Here is a 17,669-nt window from a genome sequence, read left to right as displayed (position 1 = left end):
CATCGGTTCGCGCCCTACCACCGAGAATGACGGAGAACCATGTCCCCCACCACATCCCCGGACACCACCGAGGAGCGCGTCGAGCTGGTCCTCACCGGGATGACCTGTGCAGCATGCGCCGCACGGGTGGAACGTGCGCTGAACAAGGTCGACGGCGCCCGCGCCTCGGTGAACTTCGCGACCGAACGGGCGGTCGTTCACCATGAGCCATCGGTGACGCAGGATCAGCTGCTCGATGCGGTCCAGCGGGCCGGCTACCAGGCAACGGTGCGCCGGGCCCCGGGCGATGCCGAACAACGAGAGTCCCGGTTCGCGCAGGTCAGAGAGCTCCGCCTGCGGCTCGCGGTGGCGGCGTTGCTCGCCGTGCCGCTGGGCAACATCTCGATCACCCTCGCCCTGGTTCCCGCGCTGCGGTTTCCCTATTGGGAGCTGTTGTGCCTGGTGCTCGCCACGCCCGTCGTCTTCTGGTCCGCAGCGCCATTCCACCGCGCCGCACTCCGGGCACTGCGACACGGCTCCTCGACGATGGACACCCTGGTGTCTCTCGGGGTGCTCGCGTCCTACGGCTGGTCGGTGTTCTCCCTCCTACTGGGTGGGTCCGCCGAACCCGGCTACTGGCTCGGCTTCGGCGCCACCGCAGGCGGTGCCGACGCGGTGTACCTGGAGGTCGCAGCCGGTGTGACGACCTTCCTACTGGCCGGTCGGTACTTCGAGATGCGGTCCCGGCATAGCGCGGTGGACCTGCTGACCGCGTTGGACGGGCTGGCGGCCAAAGACGTCCGAGTTCTGCGGGCGGGCGTGGAAACAGTCATCCCCATCGGCCGCCTCGCCCCCGGCGAACTGTTCGTCGTCCGCCCCGGCGAGAAGATCGCGGCAGACGGCCGGGTGGACCGTGGGCTGTCCACGGTGGACACCAGCGCGATCACCGGCGAATCGATGCCCGCCGAGGTCGGCCCGGAGATGACGGTGGTCGGCGGGACCATCAATCTCAGCGGGAGGCTCGTCGTTGTCGCCACCGCAGTCGGCGCCCGGTCGCAACTGGCGCAGATGAGTGCCCTGGCGGAACGGGCGCAAGCGGGCAAAGCCCGGATCCAACGGCTGGCCGACCGGATCTGTGCGATCTTCGTCCCGGTCGTGCTGGTGATCACCGCCATCACCTTCGTGAGCTGGCTGGTCACCGGCCATGCCACGACCGAGGCCTTCCGAGCCGCGATCGCCGTGCTGATCATCGCCTGCCCCTGCGCACTCGGACTCGCGACACCGACCGCGTTGATGGTCGGCGTCGGTCGAGGCGCTCAACTCGGCATCCTCATCAAGGGCCCGGAGGCGTTGGAGACCAGCCGAGGGATCGACACGGTCGTGCTGGACAAGACCGGGACGGTCACCACCGGACGAATGACGGTCACCGAGATCATCCCCGTCGCCGGTTTCGACTCCGGACAGCTGCTTCGATTCGCAGCCGCGGTGGAGAGCGCTTCGGAACATCCGATCGCGGCGGCCGTGGTGGCGCGGGCCGATGCCGAGTTCACCACGCTGCCCGAGGTGGAGCACTTCACCGCGCTTCCCGGGCTCGGTGCACGCGGCGAGGTCGATGGCCGCGAAGTCGTGGTCGGTCGAGCCACCCTGCTTTCCGACAACGGGATCATGATCGACACCACGACGTCCGAGCGGATCGTCGAGGCACAGCACACCGGCGCGACCGTCGTCGTCGTGGCCGTCGGCAACGCCGTGGCAGGGTTGTTGGTGATCACGGATGTGATCAAGAGCGGAGCGCGCGAGGCCGTCGATCAGCTGCACCGGATCGGGCTGCGCACCATGTTGTTGAGCGGGGACAACGAGGTCACGGCGAACGCGGTCGCCGCACGGATCGGGATCACCGAGGTATCGGCCGGAGTCCTGCCCGCGGAGAAGGCGGCCGCCATCGCCGAGTTGCAGGCTGCGGGCCGCCGGGTCGCCATGGTGGGCGACGGCGTCAACGACGCACCGGCGCTGGCCACGGCCGATCTCGGACTCGCAATGGCACGCGGCACCGATATCGCGCTGCGTAGCGCCGACATCATCCTGGTGCGCGACGACCTCAGGGTGGTCCCCGACGCGGTCCTGCTCGCACATCAGACGTTGCGCACGATCCACGGCAACCTCGGCTGGGCTTTCGCCTACAACCTCGCTGCCATCCCGTTGGCGGCGTTCGGCCTGCTCAATCCATTGATCGCGGGTGCGGCCATGTCGCTGTCCTCGCTGCTGGTCGTAGCCCACAGTCTGCGACTGCGGCGCTTCGCCGGTGGGGAGGGGAACACCGAGCAGGCGTAGACACCGCCGAGCGACCGGGGTGGACCGGATCAGGTGCCCGCTCCACCTCGGTCGGCTCGCTTTCCGACGGGTATCGCTTGCGGGTCGAGAACAAGAAGACGAGCACAGGGCGAGATCGACACTCATCAGCCCAGCTCTGCGGTACGCATTACGGTCGGCTCCGATGATCCATGCACCGAAAAATGCGTTGGACTGCTAAAATCTTTTCCTTGTCAAGGCGCAGAGGCGCACATGAACTCGAAGAGTAATTCGACTCTAGCAAAGGGATGGGCCCGTTGTCAAAATCTTCGCATCGGCCGCACGATGACTCGCACTGCGAAGACATCCGCCTTGAACAGGACTACGTCTCGATGCTCTACGCCAGGCTCGATGTGCTGCGCAAGGAGACCAGCGCCCGCCACGCCGCCGTACTCGGCCAGGAACACGCGGGGACTCCACAGGCATGGCTGGAACGCGATATCGCCGCCGCGATGTACGCCGAGGAGTTGACCCGGCTCCGCGACGTCGAGGAAGGGCTCTACTTCGGCAGGCTGGACCTGGAAGGCGGCGAACAGCGCCATATCGGCAGGCTCGGACTCTTCGACGACGAGAACGAGTACGAGGCGCTGCTGATGGACTGGCGGGCTCCCGCCGCGCGCCCCTTCTACACCGCCACGGCCGCCTCCCCCGAGGACGTGCGGATGCGACGCCACGTCCGCACCCGGGGCCGCACGGTCATGGCGATCGACGACGAGGTGCTCGATCTGTCGACCGCCTCGGAGGCCGGCTCGGATTCACTCACCGGCGAAGCCGCGTTGCTGGCGGCGATGAGTCGCAGCCGGACCGGCCGGATGACCGACATCGTCGCCACCATCCAGCAGGAGCAGGACCGCATCATCCGTTCGCCACGCAGCGGCGTGCTGGTGGTGCAGGGCGGACCCGGCACCGGTAAGACCGCCGTCGCGCTGCACCGCACCGCGTACCTGCTCTACACCCATCGGGATCAGCTCGCCAAGCGCGGCACCCTGATCATCGGCCCGAACCCGACCTTCCTGCACTACATCAGCCAGGTGCTGCCCTCACTGGGCGAGACGGGGGTGGTGTTGTCGACCATCGCCGAGCTGTACCCGGGTGTCACCGCGACCCGCCAGGAATCGCCGTCGGTGGCGGCGCTCAAGGGCGACGCAAAGATGATCAAGCTCATGTCGGCGGCGGTGAAGGATCGCCAATTGGTGCCGCGCCAACCGATCGAGCTGCAGGTCGACCGGGAGACCGTGACGATCGATCGTTCGATGGTCACCGATGCCCGAGGCCGCGCTCGACGGTCCCGCAAGCCGCACAACGAGGCCAAGGAGATCTTCCTCCGCGAGATGCTGTCCTCGATGACCCTGCAGGTCGCCGATCGACTCGGCAGGCACCTGCTGGACCGGGCCGATCTCGACGACATCAAGGAGGAGCTGTCCTCCGATGACGCGGTACGCAGCACGCTCGACGAGCTGTGGCCGACGCTGTCCCCGCAACGGCTGCTGCGGGAACTGTTCAGCTCGCCGAAGCGGCTGGCCACCGCGGCACGCAGGCTCTACACCCAGGAGGAATGCGCGGCGATGCTGCGCACCGAGGGCGACGGTTGGTCGGCGGCCGACATCCCGCTGCTCGACGAGGCCGACGAGCTGCTCGGCGAGGACACCAGGGCCGCCCGCAAACGCGAGGAGCAGGCGCGCCGCGCCGAGATCATCTACGCGCAGGGCGTGCTGGACATCCTGGATCTGGAGGAGGACCTGGATCCAGAGCTGCTGCGCGCGGTGGACATCGTCGACGCCGATCAGTTGGCCTCGCGGCAGGAGGAGCGGCGCTACGAGACCACGGCCGAGCGGGCCGCGGGCGACCGGACCTGGACCTACGGCCACGTCGTGGTGGACGAGGCGCAGGAACTGTCGGCTATGGCGTGGCGGATCCTGATGCGGCGCTGCCCCAGCAAGTCGATGACCCTGGTGGGCGATGTCGCGCAGACCGGCGCCGAGGGCGGTGCCGACTCCTGGTCGCAGATCCTGCGGCCCTACGTCGCCGAGCGCTGGCGGTTGGAGGAGCTGACGGTGAACTACCGGACGCCCGCCGAGATCATGTCGATCGCCGCGCAGGTGGCGACCGCGATCGACCCCGATCTGCGCGCTCCCCAATCGGTTCGCGAGACCGGCGTGCCGCCGTGGTCGCTACGGATCGACCCGGCCGCCACCACCGAGACCCTGGCCAAACTCGTCGCCGAGGAGATCGCCGAGGTGGACGACGGTCGCATCGCGGTCCTGGTCCCCGGTGCCCTGCTCGGACAGGTCGGTCAGGCGCTGGCCTCGGAGGCCGAGGAGGCGACCGAGGAGATCGCCGGGACCGTCTCGGCACCGGGACCGACGGGCGATCTGGACTCGCAGACCACGGTGCTCACCGTGGGCCAGGCCAAGGGGCTCGAGTTCGACTCGGTGTTGGTCGTGGAGCCGCAGCAGATCGTCGCCGAATCGCCGAGGGGTCTCAACGATCTCTACGTGGCTCTGACCAGGACGACCCGCAGGCTCGGGGTCGTGCACACCGACGAGCTGCCCGACGAGCTGTCGGGTCTGCGGGTCCGTACCGACGTGTCCGCCAACGGCACGGAATGAGCGCTCCTCGACCGGCAGGCGGTACGAGCGATGGCTGATCGGCCAATGGTGCTCGTACTTCCTGCCGGTCCGGCTCTATTCCATTGATTCCCCGTCGCACCCGTAGTCGGTCGATCACAGCCTGATCTCGTTACGGGTCGATGCCGTCGTCGATCACGTGTCGGCGCCCTCGAATTCGCGGGCCACACCCATTAGGGACGATTTCCCCGATCGCCGCCGAAGTTGGGCCGAACGGCGGATCACAGCCGATTCGGCGCACTATCGCAACCGGTTCCCGACTACTCGGCTCGTCCGCTCGGATTGGCCTGCACTATCGAAGAGTGTCGGTCGACATGGTCACGGAATCATTCGCGCAGCGCAGGCCGGGTTCGACGCATCGGGTACCGCATCTATTGCGTCGAATCGAGCATCCGGTGGTGTGATGATGTCCATTGCTCGGTGAAGATCAGATGCTCTAGGGTCGCCTCGCGGTCATCGTTTCCGCAACCGTCGAATGTGGACTCATCCGACGATTCGAGTATTCGACGACAAGCGAATCGCCTGCCGTTCTCGGCGTCTATCGATCGGCCTCCCCCGCAGGGCGAGAAGGCCCGATGGCGGCCAGGCCAGGAGAGGACCTGATCATGATCAAACCCGTGACCTGGCGCCGAGGAGCACAGCGCTGCATCGTCGCCGTCGCCGTCGCCGGACTCGTTCCCTTAGGCGTGGCGCACGCGGGTCCGGCCGCCACCCCGGACGGCAACGGCGGCGTCGGAACCGCAGCGCAGACGCCGGTGCTGTTCGACGACTTCAACTACTCCTCGCGCACCGACTCCAACCTGACCGACCGAGGGTGGACGGTCCGCTCCTACGGCGGCGGCCCCGGCCTTGGCGGCGACACCTGGGAGCCGGAGAACGTCAGCTTCACCGACGGACAGGGCGGCCGGGTGCTGCGGCTGGAGTCGACCACCGACGGCACCGTCGAGGGCACCGCGCAGGCGGAGATCCTCCAACAACGGAAGTTCCACCACGGCACCTACGCCGCCCGAGTCCGGTTCTCCGACACCCCGGTGAGCGGGCCGGACGGCGACGAACTCGTGCAGGCGTTCTTCACGATCACCCCGCTGCGCTTCGGGTACGACCCCGAGTACGGCGAGCTCGACTTCGAGTACCTGTCCAACGGTGGTTGGGGTCAGCAGGACTCCGCGATGTTCCTGACCACCTGGGAGACCTACAGCGTCGACCCGCCCGAGTCGCTCAACGAGTCGACGGCGGTGCCGGGCAGCCACGATGGCTGGCATGACCTGGTCGTCCAGGCCGATGGCAGCACGCTGCGGTACTTCGTCGACGGCGAGCTGGTCGCCGAGCACGGTGGCGCGAACTACCCGAGCACCCCGATGGCGATCCACTTCAACCAGTGGTTCATCGAGACCGGGTTCCTCGACAGCTCGGAGTCGCGGACCTGGGAACAGCAGGTGGACTGGGTGTTCCATGCCAAGGACGAGATCCTGACGCCGGCCCAGGTCGGCGACGAGATCGCCGGTTACCGGGCCTCCGGCGTGGAGCACGTGGACACGGTTCCCGCTCCCTGATCGATCGGTGCCGCCGGTGCGTCCACCGGCGGCACCGGCCGGGCTGGCCGGTCTCACGCACTGGGCGAGTGTGGCCGGCGGGCTCTCCACATAGGCGACACGGAGTCAAGCGACTACTGTCAGTGGGAAAACCTCCGCGTTCTTCACTCGGCGGAGGGACGACGACTTGCCCAAGAAAGTGACACGACGACTGGACGCAGGCGAAATCCACCCCGGGCGTAGGCGGACTCCGCTGGCCGGACTCGAACGTGAGGAGAGGTGCTTAAGCGTTGGCGATGTCCGAGCAGCTGACCGAGTCGGACCTACAGGCGCTGTTCCGGAGGCCCGCCGAGGCTCCCCGGCTCATCGGCGTGGAGATCGAGACCGCCGTCGTCGATCCGGCGACCGGACTGGCCGTCCCCTTCCTCGGTGACAACGGTGTCGAGACGCTGATGCACGCGATCCTCGCCGAGTTCGGCGGCGCCCCCATCCACGATCGAGGACATCTGACCGGCTTCACCCAGGACTCCGGGTTATCCATCACCCTGGAACACGGCGGCGCCCTGGAGTACTCCTCGGTCCCCGGCGCCGACGTGGTCACGGTCGTCGAGGCGATGCGCCAGACCCTGGAGCGCGTCGCCGACGTGGCCCGAGGACTGGACATGGCGATCATGCCGGGCGGGAACCTCCCCTTCGACCGGGTCGAGGACGTCCGACGGGTACCCAAGGTGCGCGGGGATCTGATGCGGCAGTTCTTCGACTCGCTCGGCGAACCCGGCCGATGGGGGCCGACGGTGATGAGTCTGGCGCTGTCCACCCAGGTCACCCTCGACTATCTCGATGAGGACGATCTGCGCGACAAGATCCGAATGCAGACCGCGGCCTCCCCGGTGGTCGCGGCGATGTTCGTGAACTCACCGCTGGCAGGCGGCCGACCCGCCGGTGTGCTGTCCCGCCGCCGTCAGTGCTGGCAGAAGACCGACGCGGCCCGTTGCGGTGTTCTGCCGCCCGCCACCAATCCGGAGATGCGAATCGACGACTTCGTCGAGTGGGCGGCGGACCTGCCGATGATGTACCACCACGTTGCCGGGGACGACTACCGGTTGGGGTCCGGGCAGAGCTTCCGGGAGCTGCTGGCCACCGGATTCGCCACCGGCGCACTGCCGACGACGGCGGATTGGCGCGCACACCTCTCCCAGGTCTGGACGGATGTCCGGCTGCGCGAGACGCTCGAACTGCGCGCGGCCGACGGCCCCGCCTATCCCGATACGGCCGCGATCCCGGCGTTGTGGACCGGGTTGACCTACCACCGCCCCACGCTGAAGGCCGCCGGGGAACTGCTGAGGCCGTACAAATTGGCCGAGCTGCGCAACGCGACCGAGGACCTACCCAAGCACGGTCTCTCCACGACGTTGGCCGGTGACTCCGTCCGCGAACTGGGCGCCGAGCTGCTTCGGTTGGCCAGAACGGGTTTGGCGGCCAGGGTGCGGGACGGCCTGGAACGCCCGGCGGTGCTCGGTTATCTCGATCCCATCCAAGCCGTCGTCGACAGCGGTCGAACCTTCGCCGAGCAGACCCTAGACCGGTGGGAGGGCGACCTCGCCGCCGATCGGGCCCGCTATGTCGCCGCCTATCGGATCTGATCACAGCAGGCGCCTGGTCGGGCGGTGGTCCCCGGGAACGGCGAGCGTCTATGTGCGGAGTGGGCGCCGACGGCGAGGGCGAACCCATTGCGACTAGGTTCCTCGCAAGGAGACCATCGCAGGGATGGGCGACCGGCGACGTCGCCAGGCGACTGAGGAGATGAACCGTGGCAGAGCCCGAGACCGTGGCAGGAACCGTGTCCGCCGCTCTGGTCGAGATCGAGATCGGTGCGGTGGCCACCCAGGTGCCGATCCTGCGCACCGTCGCGGCCGACATCGCGATGCGCGAAGACCTGGATCTGGATGCGATCGACGATCTGCGAATGGCCGTGGACGAGGCGGGTTCCCTGCTGGTGGCGATCGCCGCGCCCGGAGCGCGGTTGATGTGTTCCTTCCTGCCTGCGGAGGACGGGATCACCATCACCGCGACGGTCCGCTCCCGGCAGGACGACATCGACTTCCGTAGTTCCCTGAGCTGGCAGGTCCTCTCAGCGCTGGCCGACTCCGTGACCGACCGCGTGGAGTCCGAGGGCGAGGATCGGGTGGTCCGGATCGAACTCGTCCGTCGTCGGGCGGCCGGGCAGGCCACCCGATGACGACGGATCGGGCCGTGTCCGCCCCCGACGCAGGCGAGACGAGCATCGAGGAGCTGTTCCTCGAACTCGCCGAACACGACGCCGAGGACGAGCGCCGCAAGCCGGTCAGAGACGCCCTGGTGGCCAGGCATCTGCAGCTGGCCACGAACCTGGCCCGCAAGTTCGACCGACGCGGCGAGCCGCTGGAGGACCTGGTGCAGGTCGCCACGGTCGGGCTGATCAACGCCGTCGACCGCTTCGACCCCGCCAAGGGCTTCGACTTCCTCTCCTTCGCGGTGCCGACCATCATGGGCGAGTTGCGCAGGCACTTCCGCGATTCCGCGTGGTCGGTCCGCGTTCCCCGACGGCTCAAGGAACTCAGTTCCTCGGTCATCGGAGCGAGGGCGGAGCTGACCCAACGACTCGGTCGAACCCCGAAGCCCAGTGAGATCGCCGATCACCTGGACATCAGCCGCGAAGAGGTCTTCGAGGCGCTGGTCGCCAGCGGAGGCAGGCAGGGCACCTCGCTGGACCGCCTGCTGGAGGATTCCCCGAACACCGAGTTCGGTGCGGAGGATCCCGAGATGACCGAGGTCGACAACCGCAGGCTGTTGCACCCGTTGTTGAACGAACTCACCGAGCGCGATCGCAAGATCGTCGTGCTGCGCTTCTTCGGTGGCATGAGTCAGGCCGACATCGCTCGCCGCGTCGGTGTGTCGCAGATGCAGGTCTCCCGGTTGCTCGCCGCGATCCTGGAGAAGCTGCGCACCAGCATCGGGAGCGAGCATCCCCATTGACGGCCACGAATCGCTGCCTGCGGTCCGCCGGACCGGTCGGGTCTCAGCTCACCATGCGCAGTTCCCGCCGCCTGCTCTTGAGGAGCTCGCGACGCTCGCCCTCGCCCATGCCACCCCAGACTCCATAGGTCTCCTGGCTGGTCAGGGCGTAGTCGCGGCACTGGGTCAGCACCGGACACGAGTCGCAGATCGCCTTGGCCCGGTTCTCTCGCTTCTCTCTGGCATGCCCGCGCTCGGCTTCGGGGTGGAAGAACAGTCTGCTGTTGGCGCCCCGGCAGGCGCCGTGGAGCTGCCAGTCCCAGTACTCCGTCACCGGCGTGGGCAGGCGCCTCGTCTCAGCCATGAAGACTCCCGAAGTAGTTCCAGCACGGTATGCCGAGAATCGGTGCGAACCCGGAGAGGGCTTAGAGGTCTCCGTGGTTCGATCACCGCCGACGCTGGGCTAGGTACCCGTCTCCTCGAAGGCGAAACGGTCTCGGAAAGTGATCTAGTACACGTCGCTAGACGCGATCCCTGGGCGCCGCAAGGGATCGATCGCGCGGCGAGCGATCGGCGAGGTCGCGGTAGGCGCGCACCACGGCACCTGGCCTGCTCGCCGGTGCGCATCACACACGCTGCGAACAGGTCGACCGTTTCAATCCCGGTATGTTCGCGGCGGGCTTTGCTCGCAACACGTCGATCTCGTCGTCGGGTATGACGAGCCAGGTATGAGGAGAGGACCGTGATGTTGCACATCACCTCCGAGGGACATCCCTCGACGACCCTGAGCGTCTCGGGCGAGGTGGATCTCAGCACTGCTGGGGAGCTGGAAGCCGAACTCGGCAAGGCGATCGGGGCAGCAGGCACCGAAGAGGTCGTCACCGATGTCGCCGGGGTCTCGTTCATGGACTCGGCCGGACTTCGGGTGCTAGTCGGCGCGCTGCGACTCGCAGACGAGCGCGGAGTCCGACTGACCGTGGTGAATCCGCAGTCCCAACTCCGCAAGATCATCGAGATCACCGGGCTCTCGGAGGTGCTCGGGCTGAACGGTCCCGCGACGGCGTGATCATCCGGCGATGGTTGATCCCACCGGCCGATGGGTAAACCAGCCGTTGTGAGTCACCACGACGCGGCTACGTTCGAACCCGGTCCGCCGCAAGGCATCCACGCGGTTGACACAGCGCTGGACCGGGCAGCTCTTGCTCGATACCCGAGGGCTTCGGCTCGACAGCACACGATCGCGGCAGGCGGGCCGGGCGGCCTCATCCGGTCACCGCTGGTCAGGGATGCTGGACTCCGCTGTTGTCCGACGGGTAGAGGATGATGGCGGTATTCGTCACCGGAGCACCTGAGGCGTTCGGGCCGACGCCCGGCTCGCAATCGGTCCGCTCACGGCGACGGTCTGGGGGAGGCAGTGAGAACACGAGAGCAGGCGGGCGACTGATGATGGACACGCGTGCACTGGTGCGGATGGAGTCGCCGGGCGGCGCCCAGGCGGCGGGCGAGGCGCGGCGCACGGTGGGTGCCGCACTGAGCGACTGGGGTCTGACCGGCGAGTTCGTCGACGACGTGCTGCTGGCGACCTCCGAGTTGGTCACCAACGCCGTCGAACACGGCTCGGCGCCGATTCGACTGGAGTTGGAGCACACCCCGGCTCGGATCACGCTGCGGGTACACGACCACAGCCTGGAATCACCGGAACTGTCCTTCTCGGACCCGCTGGGTGAACGCAGCCGGGGTCTGTTGATCGTCGCCGCGATCAGCAAGAACTGGGGGTTCGCCACCGAGGACGCGGGAAAATGGGTCTGGGCGGAGTTCGGTGTGCCGAAACAGGCAGGCAGCACGCCCGGCGCCGAGGCGGGCGCGGCGGGCGGCTGAGTCGGATCTCGTCCCACCCGCCGCGTCCCGGCGCGGCGGGTCTTTCAGTTCGTGGCCTTGGCCGGATCGACGTCGTAGACCAGCAGGTCGTCGGACTGCACGCGTACCCCGGCGGTCGTCGGGTGATCGACCAGTCGACCATCGTGCATCAGGTGCCAGGCGGGAATGCCGCCGACGAGCGTCGCGTAGTCGGCGATGATTCGTCGGTGGCACCGCCACCACACCGTCTCGCCGCAGAGCACCGCGACCCGTCCATCCGTTGCCTTGCCGTTCGCGCTGTGCTCGTCGATCTCGGCCAGCAGCTCGGCCATCCCGGCGAGGAACGCCGGGGTCCGGGTGTATCCGGCGTAGGCCCGGAAGCTCTTGTTGCGCCAGAAGATGTCCGGCGAGTGCTCCGGCAACCTGCGAAATCCGCCGAGTCGTTCGTCCCAGCGGTAGGAGATCCCCTCGGCGGGCAGCCACTGCGCGAGCACCTCTCGAGCCGTGTCGGGGTTGCGTCGACTGCCGGGCACGGTGCGGACATCGACCAGCGCGCGCACGTCGGCGCCCTTCAACAGGTTCGCCAACTCCGCACGGTCGAGCGTTCCGTGTCCGACCGTGATCAGACCGACCTGATCGAGTTCGGGTACCGGCGATGCCTCGGCCGCCGACTGTTCGTTCATCGGGCTCAACGCCGTCGACGCCGGACCCGGCGCAGCTCTTCGTTGAGGCTGGTGCGGATTCGCGTCCAGTCCTGCGGGGTGAGTGCGGGCCGGTCGCCGGGGCCGCCCAGCGAACCCGCGGCCGATTCCAGCTCTGCCATGGTCGCGATGATCTGATCGACGACTTCGGGATGGCCAAGGGGCAACGGCACCCCGGTCATCTCCTTGGCCAGGGCGGGGTCACGCCGGATGATCCTGGTCGGCACCCCTCGAGCCGACAGCTCCCGGACCAGGCGGTCGGTGGCGCCCTCCGGTACCGGGGAATCGACGTCGGCGGCCTCCTGGTCCGGTTCGATCAGCAGAACGGCACGCACCAACTGCCATTTGACGGCACCGAGGAGCAGGGCGTCCTGGGTGGCGGTACCGCTGGCGACCAGGTAGGCGGGCATGCCGAACTCCGCCAGCTCGTCGAGCAGTTCGGCATTGGACTCCACCCCGGCCTCGGTCGCGGGCAGCCTGCACCACATCACCCGCACCCGCTCGGCCAGGGACCGCCAGGTGCCCGGCAGACCGCCGTGACTGGCCTCCCCCGCAGGATCGAGCACCAGCACCGCAGGACCTCCGGGCGGGCCGTGCTCGACGACGAGCGGGCCACCGGACCGAACGGTCTCGCTCCCAAAGTCATGCATCGTGCTCCTCCTCGCCGCCGTACATCGCCGTCACAACCCGCTTGATCGGACGCTCTCCTGGCACTGCCAGCCCTAGATGCACCACCTTCATCGCCGTCATCTCATCCAGTAGTTCCGGACCGAAGGCGAAGCTCAGGCCGGTACCGAAACCACGCCGGGGTCGGACGTCGCTTCCCGGCCCCGCTCCGGCGACCGAGTTGACCCGCACCGTCCCCACCGGAAGCTCCCGCCAGGCCCGCTGTGCCCGGCTCATCGAGGCGGTGAGCACCGTGGCCGCCCGACCGTGTCGATCCTGGGCCGCCTCGGTCAACGCCTGGTCGAAGTCCTCGACGACCCGCAGCGCCGCGACCGGCCCGCAGGTCTCCTCGCGCATCACCCGCATCTGCGGGGTGCAGTCCGCCAACACCGTCGCCGGGTAGTAGGCGCCGGGGCCGCGGGGAATCCGGCCGCCCGCGAGTGCCCAGGCGCCCTGTGCGACCGCCTCGCTGACCTGGTCGTGCACCCGTTCGCGACTGTGCCGATCGACGAGCGGGCCCAGCTCGTCATCGCTGGGCCAGGTCTCGGCGAATCGGCCCGAACCGGCGGCCAGCCGGTCGGCCTCGGCGGCCAGCCGGTGTTGGAAGACCGCCGCCACCGCACGGTGGACGTAGACACGTTCCACGGAGGCTCGGCGTTGGCCGGTCTCCGCGAAGGCGGCGCGGGCCGTCTGCTCGGCGGCCCAGCCGATGTCGACTCCCTCGTCGACGATCAGCGCGTCGTTGCCGCCGTTCTCCAGCAGCACGGCGGTTCCGGCCCTGGCAGCCACCTCGGCGATGTCGCGGCCGGTCTCGGCCGAGCCGACATGGGCGATCAGGTCGATACCGGGCTCGGCGGTCAACCGGGCGCCGGTGCGTCCATCGCCGGACAACACGCCCAGCACCCCGGTCGGCAGTGCCGAGGCCACCACCTCAGCCAGTCGCAGGCCCAGGTGCGCGGTGCGCTCACTCGGTTTGAAGACCACGGTGTTGCCGGTGGCCAGGGCCGCGCCGAGCAGCCCGCAGGACACCGCGACCGGGTCGTTCCACGAGGTCAACACGGCCACCACACCGAGCGGCTCCGGAACCGTCAGATCCACCGCAGCCTGCTTCCCCAGCACGCTGCGTCCCCGATGGACCGGCCCCAGCTCGGCATAGCGCTCCAGGATCTCCACCCCGGCGAGCACCCCGGCCCTGGCGTAAGTCACCGGACGTCCGGTCTCGGCGTGCTGCAATGCGGCGAGTTCGTCGATCACGCCGCGCACTGCCGAGGCGGCCGCCCGGATCCGCCGCCCGCGGTCCGTCGCCGAAGTGCCCGACCATGCAGGCAGCGTCGCTCGCGCCGTGCGCACGGCGTCGATGATCTCCGTCTCATCGCTGATCCGGATCAACCCGACCAGCGCACCGTCGATCGGGCTGTGGACTCTCAGATGCTCACGCGCCGCCTGTTCGAGCAGCACCGGTCGGGTTGTGGTGATCACTGAGCCGGGCATCCCGAGCATTACGCCTCCTGCGATCGAGATCCCCGAATACCCGATGGCAGGCGCGGTACACCTGAGCGCGGCGGCCCACCCCGGTGGTGGCGCCGTCCACCCGGCCCGTACCTGCTCGCGAGCGCCATCCCGAATCCTTGATCAAGTTCGGCGCGCCGCCACGTTTGAGTGATCCCCGGCTCGGAAACCCTGCCAGGTAGCCCATGAACCCGAGGAAGGTGAAACCGATGCCAGGAGAGAAGAGTCTGCCCAGCACGTTGCGCCGCTCGGAGCCCAAGGCTCGGCGCACCTGGGTGAAGGCCCATGATTCCGCCCTGAAGACCTACGGCGAGGGCAGACGAGCCCAGCAGACCGCCATCGCAGCGGTGAAGCACTCCTACGAGAAGGTCGGCGACCACTGGGAGCCCAAGCCGAGCAAGGGGCCATCGGACGCACGGGCGGCCCGCTCGCCCCGACCCGGTAAGCGAGGCGGATCCCGGGGCAGCGCGCAGGGCGTCGATGCCAAGGCCAGCCGCGAGCACCTCTACCAGGTCGCCCGCAAGCTCGATATCCCCGGCCGGTCGACCATGACCAAGCCAGAGCTGGTGTCCGCCATCGAGCGCGCCAATCGACGCCAGACGGCCAGGGCCCGCTCCTGATCCATGCGACCGGCGTTGGGTGATCCGGGACGGGGTCGGACAATGGTGTTATCACGAGATGATCTCGGGTATCACCGAGCGCAAGCAGGTGACTCGTGCCAGGGCCGCCGCACCCGAACCAGGACCGGTCCTCGCAGGAGTCTCACCCATCGAGGGAGAGGAGCAGCAGTGGCCATCATCGACAGGTCGGTGAACGTCCCGGTGCCCGCCGCGACCGCATATCGCTGGTGGGCAGCGCCGGAGCGACTGGCGAAGCTCCTGCCGGAAGTCGACGAGGCAGTCTCCCTCGACGCCGATCGGAGCCGCTGGCAGGTCTCGTTCGGTGCGGCGGATCAGGCGACGTGGGATATCCGGGTGCACAGCAGGCATCCCGCGCGTGAGCTGCGATGGCAGTCCGTGGCGGGCGAGCCGGAGCACGCGGGCATCGTGACCTTCGAACCGATCGATGAGGAGCGCTGTGTGCTCCGGGTCCGCGCGGTGTGGCGACCGCGTTCGACGCCCGAGCACGTCACCAGGTTTCTCGGCATCGTCGATCACTGGGCCCAGGCCGCGCTGGCGGAGTCCGCCCGCAGACTCGCCGAGCAGGCGGCGGGTGGTTCGATCGACCGGCACAGCGGTGGCGAACCGGAACCGGTCTGGCCGACCGAGAACGACGTGCCCACCGCGCGGCCTGCGGAGCACGCGCTGCCGAGGATCGAGAGTCCCGCCGAGGCCATGCCGGGAACACCCGGCACCCCCTTGGGTCCGACTCCCCCGTTCACGGACCCCCGGTATCGCCCCGGCAACTGAGGCTCCCTGATCGACGCAGCTGCGATCAGCCCCGGCCCGCACCACGCCGTACCGCGTCGGAGCCCGTCCCGACGGGCGTGCCGCCACCCGCCTCGACATCCAGGCGGGTGGGCAGCCGGGCTCGGTTGGACTCGCACACCGAGGTGACCTCGGTGATGGTGGCCAGCCCGGTCGCCAACAGTGCCGCATCCGTGCCCTCGTCCGGCTCGACGTCCAGCCGTGTCGTGGTCACCCGCAGCCGACCGTCGGTCAGGGCGTCGACATGGCCCTGCACCGCACCGAACCTGGCCAGCGAGGCCTTGTGCAACACATCGACCGGATCCTCGACCACCGGCAGATTGACGTTGAACACGGTCCCGGCATCGGCGGCCAACAGCCGCGACACCGCCAACCAGGCGCCGCTGGCCGCCGCCTCCCACGCGGTGGTGGACACCTTGGGACTGGCCGTGTCCAAGGACACCGCCATCGCGCGGGCCCCATGCAGGCCGCCGGTCAATGCCGCGCCCAAGGTCCCCGAGTGCAGTACCGATCGCCCCACGTTCTGTCCGAGGTTGATGCCGGAGAGCACCAGTTCGGGGGCCGCGCCGAATGCACCCCGCGCGGCAGCGAGGGCGATGAACGCGGGAGCCGCCTGCACGGCGAAGCACTGCGCGCCCAGTAGTCCCGGCACGGCCCGTTCGTCGGCCACCACATGGTCGTCGTGCTGGACCGAGGTGATCGCGGCGGAGCTACCACTGGATTCGTGTGCGGGTGCCGCGACCAACACGTTCCAGCCTTGACGCACCGCAGCCGAGGCCAGCGCATGCAGCCCCGGAGACTCGATCCCGTCATCGTTGGTGATCAGCACGCGCACCTGTCTCATCCCCCTACGAGCCCAGGACCGGGCGAGTCACCGTGGCGATCTCCCGCAGTTCCACCTTCTCCGCCAAGGCCTCGATGCTCTCGTCGCCGCCGGTCCCCAGGCCGCGCCGGATGACGTTCACCGCGCCAGCCGCCGCGCCCAACCGAACGGCCTCGTGCAGCGAGTCGCCCCGCACCAGGGCGGCGGCCACCCCGGCGGCCATCGAGTCGCCTGCGCCCCGGTTCTCCGCAGGCTGCAACACGGGAAGATGCACCGCGTAAACGACGTCGTCGAGCAGTACCACCGACGGCTTGGCCGCCCGGGAGATCAGCACGGCCTCCGGGCCCGCCGCCCGCAGCTCGGTGGCGGCCTTGATCAGGGACCGCTCGTCGTCATCGGTGGCGCGGCCGTCCGTGATCAGCTCCTCATGGCTGATCTTGACGATCGACACCCCACCGACCAGTGCGGCGTCGAGTTGCTCGCCCGCCAGGTCGACGAGTACCAGTCCGCCGTTGCCGGTCACGTCGGCGGCCAGCCTGCGATACGTGTCCGCCGGGATGGTGCCGAGCCGAGCGGGGCCGCTGAGGATGGACAAGCGTGCCGAGAGGCCGTGCACGAGGGTCAACTCGTAGAGGTCGTCCAGTTCGTGTCGGGCCAGCGGTTCGCCCGGTGCCTCCACGATCGACCGGCGGACACCGCCTCGGCGGTCGTGCACGTAACCACCGCTGCGGGTGCCGACCGACACCGCGTGCAGATCCAGCCCGTCCTCCAGGATCAAATGCTGCAGAACGGCGCCGGTCTCGCCGCCCAGTGCCGCGCACAACACCACGGGGACGCCGAGCGAAGCGATCATCCTGGCCTGCCAGACGCCCTGGCCGCCCGCGTGCAGATGCAGGTCCGCCTCGCTGCCCCGATCCTCGATGGTGACCGTGAGTTGGGGCGCGGGCGCGAACACCATCACGTTGTCGGTCACCACGGCGCGCCGGACTCCGCGTACCGTCCCGCAGGCACAGCGGCCGAGGGGACTACGGGCGGCGCTGTGGTCGTCGATTCCGTCAACACGTCGCCTCCCGGAACGGACCGATAGCAGTGGCCGTTCGGCGGGTACCCATCGTGATGATCAAACAAACCCCTCGGTGCGGCACCGCCCACCTCGAAATCCCGACGTCGAATGAGATTCGCCCGCGTCGGGTACGCCTGGAGAA

At 68.7% G+C, this 17,669-nt stretch carries 16 protein-coding genes; 10 read left to right on the top strand and 6 right to left on the bottom strand.

The window, feature by feature from the left end; all coding sequences use genetic code 11:
• Window positions 1–39: 39 nt before the first annotated feature.
• The 6 genes from BKA25_RS06950 to BKA25_RS06925 all read left to right on the top strand — a co-directional run bounded on the left by BKA25_RS06950 (window position 40) and on the right by BKA25_RS06925 (window position 9,502).
• Window positions 40–2,310, top strand: a complete 2,271-nt coding sequence (locus tag BKA25_RS06950; RefSeq protein WP_069851180.1) for a heavy metal translocating P-type ATPase — start codon at window positions 40–42, stop codon at window positions 2,308–2,310.
• A 266-nt stretch (window positions 2,311–2,576) separates the two neighbouring features.
• Window positions 2,577–4,937 carry an AAA family ATPase gene (locus BKA25_RS06945; RefSeq protein ID WP_069851182.1) on the top strand — a complete coding sequence of 787 codons (2,361 nt, stop codon included), beginning with the start codon at window positions 2,577–2,579 and terminating at the stop codon, window positions 4,935–4,937.
• Between the two features lie 623 nt (window positions 4,938–5,560).
• The gene (locus BKA25_RS06940) at window positions 5,561–6,508 is read left to right on the top strand and encodes a glycoside hydrolase family 16 protein (RefSeq protein WP_069853945.1); all 948 of its coding nucleotides are present in this window, start codon (window positions 5,561–5,563) and stop codon (window positions 6,506–6,508) included.
• 275 nt (window positions 6,509–6,783) lie between these two features.
• Window positions 6,784–8,130, top strand: a complete 1,347-nt coding sequence (locus BKA25_RS06935; RefSeq protein WP_069851183.1) for a glutamate-cysteine ligase family protein — start codon at window positions 6,784–6,786, stop codon at window positions 8,128–8,130.
• Between the two features lie 167 nt (window positions 8,131–8,297).
• Window positions 8,298–8,726 (top strand): hypothetical protein, encoded by a 429-nt coding sequence (locus BKA25_RS06930; RefSeq protein ID WP_084643290.1) that lies wholly within the window; start codon window positions 8,298–8,300, stop codon window positions 8,724–8,726.
• Complete coding sequence (locus tag BKA25_RS06925; protein ID WP_069851185.1) at window positions 8,723–9,502, top strand: SigB/SigF/SigG family RNA polymerase sigma factor; 780 nt, start codon at window positions 8,723–8,725, stop codon at window positions 9,500–9,502. Before BKA25_RS06930 ends, BKA25_RS06925 begins: the two co-directional genes overlap by 4 nt.
• A 43-nt stretch (window positions 9,503–9,545) precedes the next feature.
• Here the strand turns inward: BKA25_RS06925 and BKA25_RS06920 are convergent, their stop codons facing one another.
• Entirely contained in the window at window positions 9,546–9,845 is a 300-nt protein-coding gene (locus BKA25_RS06920) for a WhiB family transcriptional regulator (protein ID WP_069851187.1), read from the bottom strand.
• Window positions 9,846–10,226: 381 nt separating this feature from the next.
• Here BKA25_RS06920 and BKA25_RS06915 point away from each other — a divergent pair, with 381 nt between their 5' ends.
• Window positions 10,227–10,547: an STAS domain-containing protein gene (locus tag BKA25_RS06915; protein WP_069851189.1), complete on the top strand. Its 321-nt coding sequence runs from the start codon at window positions 10,227–10,229 to the stop codon at window positions 10,545–10,547.
• Window positions 10,548–10,924: 377 nt separating this feature from the next.
• Window positions 10,925–11,359, top strand: coding sequence for an ATP-binding protein (locus BKA25_RS06910; protein WP_172803845.1), 435 nt, complete (start codon window positions 10,925–10,927; stop codon window positions 11,357–11,359).
• 44 nt (window positions 11,360–11,403) lie between these two features.
• Here BKA25_RS06910 and BKA25_RS06905 read toward each other — a convergent pair whose 3' ends face one another.
• From BKA25_RS06905 to BKA25_RS06895, 3 genes are read right to left on the bottom strand one after another with little or no spacing between them, the layout of a single operon-like run.
• Window positions 11,404–12,021: a DUF488 domain-containing protein gene (locus tag BKA25_RS06905; protein ID WP_069851191.1), complete on the bottom strand. Its 618-nt coding sequence runs from the start codon at window positions 12,019–12,021 to the stop codon at window positions 11,404–11,406.
• A gap of 5 nt (window positions 12,022–12,026) precedes the next feature.
• Window positions 12,027–12,689, bottom strand: coding sequence for a hypothetical protein (locus BKA25_RS06900; protein ID WP_157421199.1), 663 nt, complete (start codon window positions 12,687–12,689; stop codon window positions 12,027–12,029).
• Window positions 12,682–14,196, bottom strand: coding sequence for an aldehyde dehydrogenase family protein (locus BKA25_RS06895; protein WP_084643780.1), 1,515 nt, complete (start codon window positions 14,194–14,196; stop codon window positions 12,682–12,684). The genes BKA25_RS06900 and BKA25_RS06895 overlap by 8 nt, the downstream gene beginning before the upstream one ends.
• Window positions 14,197–14,423: 227 nt before the next feature.
• On the opposite strand from BKA25_RS06895, the gene BKA25_RS06890 reads away from it, so the two are divergent.
• Window positions 14,424–14,834: a ChaB family protein gene (locus BKA25_RS06890; RefSeq protein WP_069853948.1), complete on the top strand. Its 411-nt coding sequence runs from the start codon at window positions 14,424–14,426 to the stop codon at window positions 14,832–14,834.
• Window positions 14,835–15,002: 168 nt separating this feature from the next.
• Complete coding sequence (locus BKA25_RS06885) at window positions 15,003–15,623, top strand: SRPBCC family protein (RefSeq protein WP_069851197.1); 621 nt, start codon at window positions 15,003–15,005, stop codon at window positions 15,621–15,623.
• A 25-nt stretch (window positions 15,624–15,648) separates the two neighbouring features.
• On the opposite strand, the gene surE is transcribed toward BKA25_RS06885, so the two are convergent.
• Window positions 15,649–16,485 carry a 5'/3'-nucleotidase SurE gene (gene surE / locus BKA25_RS06880; RefSeq protein ID WP_069851199.1) on the bottom strand — a complete coding sequence of 279 codons (837 nt, stop codon included), beginning with the start codon at window positions 16,483–16,485 and terminating at the stop codon, window positions 15,649–15,651.
• A gap of 4 nt (window positions 16,486–16,489) precedes the next feature.
• Window positions 16,490–17,440: a 1-phosphofructokinase family hexose kinase gene (locus BKA25_RS06875; protein ID WP_311734455.1), complete on the bottom strand. Its 951-nt coding sequence runs from the start codon at window positions 17,438–17,440 to the stop codon at window positions 16,490–16,492.
• Window positions 17,441–17,669 lie beyond the last annotated feature (229 nt).

Origin of the sequence: Actinoalloteichus hymeniacidonis, assembly GCF_014203365.1 — a bacterium.
Taxonomy (GTDB): Bacteria; Actinomycetota; Actinomycetes; order Mycobacteriales; family Pseudonocardiaceae; genus Actinoalloteichus_A; species Actinoalloteichus_A hymeniacidonis.
Note: the sequence above shows the minus strand (reverse complement) of the source record. Positions and strands in the feature narration are given on the sequence as shown.

Excerpts from the sequence above, each read along its gene's own strand:
- BKA25_RS06950 (WP_069851180.1), top strand. The coding sequence starts at position 40 with ATGTCCCCCACCACATCCCCGGACACCACCGAGGAGCGCGTCGAGCTG.
- BKA25_RS06945 (WP_069851182.1), top strand. The coding sequence starts at position 2,577 with ATGGGCCCGTTGTCAAAATCTTCGCATCGGCCGCACGATGACTCGCAC.
- BKA25_RS06940 (WP_069853945.1), top strand. The coding sequence starts at position 5,561 with ATGATCAAACCCGTGACCTGGCGCCGAGGAGCACAGCGCTGCATCGTC.
- BKA25_RS06935 (WP_069851183.1), top strand. The coding sequence starts at position 6,784 with ATGTCCGAGCAGCTGACCGAGTCGGACCTACAGGCGCTGTTCCGGAGG.
- BKA25_RS06925 (WP_069851185.1), top strand. The coding sequence starts at position 8,723 with ATGACGACGGATCGGGCCGTGTCCGCCCCCGACGCAGGCGAGACGAGC.
- BKA25_RS06920 (WP_069851187.1), bottom strand. The coding sequence starts at position 9,845 with ATGGCTGAGACGAGGCGCCTGCCCACGCCGGTGACGGAGTACTGGGAC.
- BKA25_RS06915 (WP_069851189.1), top strand. The coding sequence starts at position 10,227 with ATGTTGCACATCACCTCCGAGGGACATCCCTCGACGACCCTGAGCGTC.
- BKA25_RS06910 (WP_172803845.1), top strand. The coding sequence starts at position 10,925 with ATGATGGACACGCGTGCACTGGTGCGGATGGAGTCGCCGGGCGGCGCC.
- BKA25_RS06905 (WP_069851191.1), bottom strand. The coding sequence starts at position 12,021 with ATGAACGAACAGTCGGCGGCCGAGGCATCGCCGGTACCCGAACTCGAT.
- BKA25_RS06900 (WP_157421199.1), bottom strand. The coding sequence starts at position 12,689 with ATGCATGACTTTGGGAGCGAGACCGTTCGGTCCGGTGGCCCGCTCGTC.
- BKA25_RS06895 (WP_084643780.1), bottom strand. The coding sequence starts at position 14,196 with ATGCCCGGCTCAGTGATCACCACAACCCGACCGGTGCTGCTCGAACAG.
- BKA25_RS06890 (WP_069853948.1), top strand. The coding sequence starts at position 14,424 with ATGCCAGGAGAGAAGAGTCTGCCCAGCACGTTGCGCCGCTCGGAGCCC.
- surE (WP_069851199.1), bottom strand. The coding sequence starts at position 16,485 with ATGAGACAGGTGCGCGTGCTGATCACCAACGATGACGGGATCGAGTCT.